Below are 6,296 nucleotides of genomic sequence, written 5' to 3' on the forward strand. Positions count from 1 at the left end.
GGTGAGCGGAGAAATGATTTTAATGATTGATAACTACGATTCATTCACGTACAACTTGGTACAGTATTTGGGCGAGCTTGGGGAAGAGCTGGTTGTGAAACGCAATGACAGCATCACAATCGAAAAAATTGAAGAACTGTCTCCGGACTTTCTGATGATATCTCCCGGACCGTGCAGCCCTGATGAGGCGGGAATCAGCCTCGAAGCAATTAAACATTTCGCAGGGAAAATTCCTATTTTCGGTGTATGTCTCGGACATCAGTCCATCGCACAAGTGTTCGGCGGTGATGTTGTTAGGGCAGAACGGCTTATGCACGGGAAAACCTCGGATATCGAGCATGACGGCAAAACCATTTTTGAAGGGTTGAAAAACCCCCTTGTTGCGACGCGATACCACTCGCTGATCGTAAAACCTGAGACGCTGCCAAACTGTTTTACAGTAACAGCACAAACGAAAGAAGGAGAAATCATGGCTATTCGCCACAATGACCTCCCGATAGAGGGCGTGCAATTTCACCCAGAGTCTATTATGACCTCCTTTGGGAAAGAAATGCTCAGAAATTTTATTGAGACATATCGCAAGGAAGTTATTGCGTGATGATATATGTGAACGGCCGGTATATGGAGGAGAAAGATGCAGTTCTTTCTCCTTTTGACCATGGGTTTTTATATGGGATCGGTGTTTTCGAAACCTTCAGGCTCTACGAAGGCTGCCCGTTTCTGCTTGATTGGCATATAGAACGGCTTGAACGCGCACTTAAGGATCTGCAAATCGAATATACTGTTTCAAAGCATGAGATCCTTGAGATGCTGGACAAGCTGCTTAAGCTAAATGATATCAAGGATGGCAATGCCCGCGTCAGACTGAACATATCAGCGGGGATCAGCGATAAAGGTTTTGTCGCCCAGACGTACGATAAGCCGACCGTTTTATGCTTTGTGAATCAGCTGAAACCAGAAAGGCTTCCTTTGCAAAAAGAAGGGAAGGTTTTATCGATACGGAGAAACACTCCAGAGGGATCGTTCCGGTTAAAATCACATCATTATTTAAATAATATGTATGCGAAACGTGAAATTGGAAATGATCCGCGTGTCGAGGGAATTTTCTTAACGGAGGATGGAGTTGTTGCAGAGGGTATCATATCTAATGTCTTCTGGAGAAAAGGTCGCTGTATCTATACGCCATCGCTTGATACCGGTATTCTGGACGGCGTCACGAGACGTTTTATCATAGAAAATGCAAAGAATATCGGCCTGGAGCTCAAAACGGGCCGATATGAGCTAGAAGCTCTCTTGACAGCTGACGAAGCGTGGATGACGAACTCGGTTCTTGAAATCATCCCGTTTACTAAAATAGAAGAAGTAAACTATGGAAGCCAAAGCGGAGAAGCAACCTCCGCTCTTCAATTGTTATACAAAAAAGAAATAAAGAACATGATTCATGAAAAGGGAGGAAGAGCATGGCGCAGCACACAATAGATCAAACACAAGTAATCCACACTAAGCCCAGTGCTTTATCATATAAAGAGAAGACGCTGGTGATGGGAATTTTAAACGTAACGCCTGACTCTTTCTCGGACGGTGGAAAATATGACAGCTTGGACAAGGCGCTGCTGCACGCGAAAGAGATGATCGATGATGGTGCCCATATCATTGATATCGGAGGGGAATCGACAAGGCCTGGCGCTGAGTGCGTATCTGAGGATGAGGAGATGTCCAGAGTCATTCCGGTGATTGAGCGGATTACGAAAGAGCTTGGTGTTCCTATTTCTGTAGACACGTACAAGGCTTCTGTCGCAGATGAAGCAGTGAAAGCCGGTGCATCCATTATCAATGATATTTGGGGTGCCAAACATGATCCGAAGATGGCTTCCGTTGCAGCTGAACATAATGTTCCAATTGTTCTCATGCATAACCGCCCTGAAAGAAACTACAATGACTTATTGCCGGATATGCTGTCGGACTTAATGGAGAGTGTAAAAATTGCTGTTGAGGCCGGAGTAGACGAGAAGAACATTATTCTTGATCCCGGTATCGGTTTCGCGAAAACCTATCACGATAACCTGGCAGTGATGAACAAACTAGAGATTTTCAGCGGGTTGGGATATCCGGTTCTTCTGGCAACCTCCCGAAAAAGATTCATCGGACGTGTTCTGGATCTTCCGCCTGAGGAGCGGGCTGAGGGCACAGGCGCGACTGTGTGTCTCGGCATTCAAAAAGGCTGTGACATTGTCAGGGTCCATGATGTAAAGCAAATTGCCAGAATGGCGAAAATGATGGACGCGATGCTGAATAAGGGAGGGGTGCACCATGGATAAAGTTTATGTAGAAGGTATGGAGTTTTACGGATATCACGGTGTGTTCAAAGAAGAAAACAAACTTGGCCAGCGGTTTAAAGTCGATTTAACCGCTGAGCTGGATTTAAGCAAAGCCGGACAAACAGACGACCTTGAGCAAACGATCAACTATGCTGAGCTCTATCACGTATGTAAAGATATCGTGGAAGGGGCGCCTGTGAAATTGGTGGAAACGCTGGCGGAACGTATTACTGGCACTGTTCTCGAAAAATTTCAGCCTGTTCAGCAATGTACGGTGAAAGTGATTAAGCCAGACCCGCCAATTCCCGGACACTATAAATCAGTAGCAATTGAAATTACGAGAAAAAAGTCATGAACAACATATCTTATATTGCACTTGGATCTAATATTGGAGATAGAGAAACGTATTTAAGGCAAGCAGTGGCTTTACTGCATCAGCATGCTGCGGTGACAGTCACTAAAGTGTCGTCTATTTACGAAACTGACCCGGTCGGATACGAAGATCAAGCTCAATTTTTGAATATGGCTGTTGAAATCAAGACATCACTGAACCCTTTTGAACTACTTGAACTGACGCAGCAGATAGAAAATGAATTAGGCAGAACAAGGGAAGTAAGATGGGGGCCGCGGACTGCAGACCTTGACATTTTGTTATTTAATCGTGAAAATATTGAAACAGAGCAACTAATTGTTCCGCATCCGAGAATGTATGAGCGTTTGTTTGTCCTTGCGCCGCTTGCGGAAATTTGCCAGCAGGTTGAAAAAGAGGCTACAAGCGCCGAAACAGACCAAGAAGGTGTAAGAGTATGGAAGCAGAAATCTGGGGTAGACGAATTCGTGCATTCAGAAAGCTGAAAGGTTATACTCAAGAAGGATTTGCAAAAGCATTAGGTATATCAGTTTCTATTCTCGGCGAAATTGAACGCGGAAACCGATTGCCGTCAGCTGCCATCATTCAAGATGCAGCAGTTGTTTTAAATATAAGTGCGGACGAATTGGCGCCGCCAGAAAAATAGAATAAATGAAAGGAGGAGAAAAATTGTTCAAAATCGGAGATATTCAATTGAAAAACCGGGTTGTGCTCGCACCTATGGCTGGTGTCTGCAACTCTGCGTTCAGATTGACTGTAAAGGAATTCGGAGCCGGATTGGTATGCGCTGAAATGGTCAGTGACAAAGCGATCCTTTACAACAATGCAAGAACAATGGGTATGCTTTATATTGATGAACGCGAGAAACCACTGAGCCTTCAAATTTTCGGAGGAAAAAAGGAAACCCTTGTGGAAGCGGCGAAGTTTGTAGACCAAAACACAACTGCTGATATCATTGACATTAACATGGGATGTCCCGTGCCGAAGATTACAAAATGCGATGCGGGAGCCAAATGGCTTCTCGACCCTGATAAGATTTACGAAATGGTTTCTGCAGTAGTGGATGCTGTTAATAAACCAGTTACAGTGAAAATGAGAATGGGCTGGGATGAAGACCACATTTTCGCAGTGAAAAATGCACAGGCTGTAGAACGTGCGGGCGGTAAAGCAGTGGCGCTTCACGGTCGTACGAGAGTGCAGATGTACGAAGGAACGGCAAACTGGGATATCATCAAAGAAGTAAAACAATCAGTATCGATTCCGGTTATCGGAAACGGCGATGTTAAGACACCGCAGGATGCTAAGCGTATGCTCGATGAGACAGGAGTAGACGGGGTCATGATCGGACGCGCTGCATTGGGCAACCCGTGGATGATTTACCGTACGGTTCAGTATCTTGAAACAGGTGAATTAAAAGAAGAGCCGCAAGTACGCGAAAAAATGGCCGTATGCAAACTGCATCTTGACCGCCTGATTGACTTAAAAGGTGAAAACGTAGCGGTAAGAGAAATGAGAAAGCACGCTGCATGGTATCTGAAAGGCGTGAAAGGCAATGCGAACGTTCGTAATGAAATCAATCATTGCGAGACGAGAGAAGAGTTTGTACAGCTTTTAGATGCATTTACGGTTGAAGTTGAGGCAAAAGAGCTTCAAAATGCAAAAGTAGGATAATACTCACCTCTATTTGCTGCTCACTGCTAGTTTTACGCTGGCAGTTTTTCTGCTTTTTTCATGAAACAATATCTGTAATGGAGTGATAACAATGAGTCAAGAAGAGCATAACCATGAAGAATTGAATGATCAGCTGCAAGTCAGACGCGATAAAATGAATCAGCTGAGAGATAACGGCATCGATCCATTCGGCGCACGTTTTGAAAGAACTCATCAGTCTCAAGAAGTTATTTCGGCATATCAAGATCTAACCAAAGAAGAGTTAGAAGAAAAAGCGATTGAAGTTACAATCGCAGGCCGCATGATGACAAAACGCGGCAAAGGAAAAGCCGGCTTTGCCCATCTTCAGGATTTAGAAGGCCAAATCCAAATCTACGTAAGAAAAGACAGTGTCGGTGACGACCAATATGAAATCTTCAAGTCTTCTGACCTCGGTGATCTTATCGGCGTAACCGGAAAAGTCTTCAAAACAAATGTAGGCGAATTGTCTGTTAAAGCAACTTCCTTTGAATTGCTGACAAAAGCGCTTCGTCCGCTTCCTGACAAATACCATGGTTTAAAAGACGTTGAGCAGCGCTACCGTCAGCGCTACCTGGATCTTATCGTAAACCCAGACAGCAAACATACGTTCATTACACGAAGCAAGATCATTCAAGCTATGAGAAGATACCTTGATGATCATGGATACTTAGAAGTAGAAACACCTACAATGCACAGCATTCCTGGGGGAGCTTCTGCGCGCCCGTTTATCACTCACCACAACGCGTTAGACATTCCACTCTATATGCGTATTGCTATCGAACTGCACCTAAAACGTCTAATTGTCGGCGGTTTAGAAAAAGTATATGAAATCGGCCGTGTTTTCCGTAACGAAGGAGTCTCTACACGCCATAACCCTGAATTTACAATGATTGAGTTATATGAAGCATATGCGGACTATAAAGATATCATGAGCTTAACTGAAAACCTTGTCGCTCATATCGCCCAAGAAGTGCTTGGCACAACTACGATTCAATACGGGGAAGAGCAAATCGACCTTAAACCGGAGTGGAAAAGAATCCATATGGTTGACGCAGTCAAAGAAGCGACCGGCGTTGATTTCTGGAAAGAGGTTACTGTTGAACAGGCGCGTGAATATGCAAAAGAACATGGTGTAGAAATTAAAGATTCTATGACAGTAGGCCATATCATCAACGAATTCTTCGAGCAAAAAATTGAAGAAACGCTTATTCAGCCAACGTTTATTTACGGGCATCCTGTAGAAATTTCTCCTCTTGCTAAGAAAAACCCTGAGGACCCGCGTTTTACAGACCGTTTTGAGCTGTTTATCGTTGGCCGTGAACATGCCAACGCGTTTACAGAGCTGAATGATCCTATTGATCAAAGAGAACGCTTTGAAGCGCAATTAAAAGAGCGTGAAGCCGGTAATGATGAAGCTCATTTAATGGATGAAGACTTTGTTGAAGCTCTGGAATACGGTATGCCGCCAACAGGAGGTTTAGGCATCGGTATCGACCGTCTGGTTATGCTGCTGACGAATGCCCCTTCTATTCGCGATGTGCTGTTATTCCCGCAAATGAGACAACGCTAATAAAAAAGAGTGGTATCCTCCATAGGGAAAGGATGCCGCTCTTTTTAAATTCCTTAGTATTATTTCAAAAAAACTATTGCACTATTATTTACTAGGTGGTATATTATTATTCGTTGCCGCTAAACAAGGCGATAACGAAAAAAAGAACTTCAAAAAAAGTTATTGACTTCACTGAGTCAACGAGTTATAATAATAAAGTCGCTTGAACGAAGTGAACAAAATGATCTTTGAAAACTAAACAAGACAAAACGTACCTGTTAATTCAGTTTTTAAAAATCGCACAGCGATGTGCGTAGTCAGTCAAACTACTTTATCGGAGAGTTTGATCCTGGCTCAGGACGAACGC

The 6,296-nt window shown here is 43.8% G+C and carries 8 protein-coding genes; all 8 read left to right on the forward strand.

Features of this window, described 5'->3' with window-relative positions; all coding sequences use genetic code 11:
* Nucleotides 1–13 precede the first annotated feature (13 nt).
* Complete coding sequence (pabA, locus tag WA279_RS20460) at nucleotides 14–598, forward strand: aminodeoxychorismate/anthranilate synthase component II (RefSeq protein WP_254491475.1); 585 nt, start codon at nucleotides 14–16, stop codon at nucleotides 596–598.
* Nucleotides 598–1,479 carry an aminodeoxychorismate lyase gene (pabC, locus tag WA279_RS20465; RefSeq protein ID WP_327829746.1) on the forward strand — a complete coding sequence of 294 codons (882 nt, stop codon included), beginning with the start codon at nucleotides 598–600 and terminating at the stop codon, nucleotides 1,477–1,479. Before pabA ends, pabC begins: the two co-directional genes overlap by 1 nt.
* Nucleotides 1,461–2,318 carry a dihydropteroate synthase gene (folP, locus tag WA279_RS20470; RefSeq protein ID WP_003242672.1) on the forward strand — a complete coding sequence of 286 codons (858 nt, stop codon included), beginning with the start codon at nucleotides 1,461–1,463 and terminating at the stop codon, nucleotides 2,316–2,318. The genes pabC and folP overlap by 19 nt, the downstream gene beginning before the upstream one ends.
* Nucleotides 2,311–2,673, forward strand: a complete 363-nt coding sequence (folB, locus tag WA279_RS20475; RefSeq protein WP_336156472.1) for a dihydroneopterin aldolase — start codon at nucleotides 2,311–2,313, stop codon at nucleotides 2,671–2,673. The genes folP and folB overlap by 8 nt, the downstream gene beginning before the upstream one ends.
* The gene (folK, locus tag WA279_RS20480; RefSeq protein WP_336156474.1) at nucleotides 2,670–3,173 is read left to right on the forward strand and encodes a 2-amino-4-hydroxy-6-hydroxymethyldihydropteridine diphosphokinase; all 504 of its coding nucleotides are present in this window, start codon (nucleotides 2,670–2,672) and stop codon (nucleotides 3,171–3,173) included. Before folB ends, folK begins: the two co-directional genes overlap by 4 nt.
* Nucleotides 3,125–3,334, forward strand: coding sequence for a helix-turn-helix domain-containing protein (locus WA279_RS20485; RefSeq protein WP_336156476.1), 210 nt, complete (start codon nucleotides 3,125–3,127; stop codon nucleotides 3,332–3,334). Before folK ends, WA279_RS20485 begins: the two co-directional genes overlap by 49 nt.
* A 23-nt stretch (nucleotides 3,335–3,357) precedes the next feature.
* The gene (gene dusB / locus WA279_RS20490; protein ID WP_014475588.1) at nucleotides 3,358–4,359 is read left to right on the forward strand and encodes a tRNA dihydrouridine synthase DusB; all 1,002 of its coding nucleotides are present in this window, start codon (nucleotides 3,358–3,360) and stop codon (nucleotides 4,357–4,359) included.
* A 91-nt stretch (nucleotides 4,360–4,450) separates the two neighbouring features.
* Nucleotides 4,451–5,950: a lysine--tRNA ligase gene (lysS, locus tag WA279_RS20495; protein WP_128739962.1), complete on the forward strand. Its 1,500-nt coding sequence runs from the start codon at nucleotides 4,451–4,453 to the stop codon at nucleotides 5,948–5,950.
* The last annotated feature ends 346 nt before the right edge of the window (nucleotides 5,951–6,296 follow it).

The organism is Bacillus sp. 204(2023) (genome assembly GCF_037027505.1).
GTDB lineage: Bacteria > Bacillota > Bacilli > Bacillales > Bacillaceae > Bacillus > Bacillus subtilis.